The sequence below is a fragment of the Streptomyces sp. NPDC031365 genome (genome assembly GCF_055569765.1).
In genome coordinates, this window is the sequence record NZ_JBVIIM010000083.1 from 1 (window position 1) to 1,540 (window position 1,540).

General features: G+C 71.3%; 1 protein-coding gene. It reads left to right on the forward strand.

Features of this window, described 5'->3' with window-relative positions:
- Positions 1 to 1,540, forward strand: a 1,540-nt coding sequence (locus ACZ5C2_RS38590; protein ID WP_468801635.1) for a non-ribosomal peptide synthetase, incomplete at both ends; no start/stop codon positions are given.

The following is a 1,540-nucleotide window of genomic DNA, read 5'->3' on the forward strand; positions in this document are numbered from 1 at the left end:
AGGTGGTGGCGGAGCGGTTGGTGCGGGTGCTGGAGGCGGTGGCCGCCGATCCGCAGCGCCGGGTCGGTGACGTGGACGTGCTGTCGGACGCCGAGCGCGAGCTGGTGCTCGGTGAGTGGATCGACACGGCCCGCGAGGTGAACGTCGAGGCCCTCCCGCAGCTGTTCGAGGCCCAGGCCGCGCGCACCCCCGACGCCCCCGCCGTGGACGGCCTCGCCTACGCCGAGGTCGACGCACGCGCCAACCGGCTCGCCCGGCTGCTGACCGGCCAGGGCGCCGGACCCGAGACCCGGGTCGCGGTACTGCTGCCGCGCTCCGCCGAGCTGGTCTGCGTGCTCCTCGCGGTCATGAAGACGGGCGCGGCCTACGTCCCCGTCGACCCCGCATACCCCACCGACCGCATCGACTACATCGTGCGGGACGCAAAGCCCGCACTGGTGATCGACGAAGCCTGGCTGAGCCAGGCCGAGACCGACGGTGTTTCCGCGGAGAGTCTGGCTGCGGTGTCGCTGTCGTGGCCGGCGTACGTCATCTACACCTCCGGTTCGACCGGCCGCCCCAAGGGCGTGGTCGTCGAACACCGCTCCGTCGGCGCCTACCTGACCCGAGCACGCGAGGCCTACCCCGAGGCCCGGGGGACCTCCCTCGTCCACTCCTCCTTCTCCTTCGACCTCACCGTCACCGCCCTGTGGACCCCCCTCGTCTCCGGCGGCCACGTCGTCCTCGCCGAGCTCGACCAGAACACCCACACCCCGACCTTCATGAAGGTCACCCCCTCACACCTCCCCCTCCTCGACAACCTCCCCCACCACACCTCCCCCACCGGCACCCTCATCATCGGCGGCGAAGCCCTCCACGGCGAAGCCCTCACCACCTGGCGCAACACCCACCCCCACACCCAGGTCATCAACGCCTACGGCCCCACCGAAGCCACCGTCAACTGCACCGAATACCGCCTCGAACCCGGCACCCCCACCCCCCAAGGCCCCATCCCCATCGGCCGACCCTTCTGGAACACCCGCGCCTACGTCCTCGACAGCGCACTGCAACCCACCCCCATAGGCACCCCCGGCGAGCTGTACGTCGCCGGAGCCGTGCTGGCGCGCGGCTACCTCGACCGGCCGGGCCTGACCGCGGAACGCTTCACCGCCGACCCCCACGGCGCCCCCGGCACCCGCATGTACCGCACCGGCGACCTCGCCCGCTGGACCCACGACGGACAACTCGAATACCTCGGCCGCGCCGACGACCAAGTCAAAATCCGCGGCCACCGCATCGAACTCGGCGAAATCCAGGCCACCCTCACCGCACACCCCACCATCGCCCACAGCGCCGTCCTCGTCCGCGAAGACCAGCCCGGCGACAAACGACTCGTCGCCTACATCACCCCCACACCCGGCACCCACACCGACACAACCGCCCTGCGCACCACCCTCGCCGACACCCTCCCCGACTACATGGTCCCCGCCACCATCGTCGTCCTCGACCAGCTCCCCCTCACCACCCACGGCAAACTCGACCGCCGAGCCCTCCCCGCACC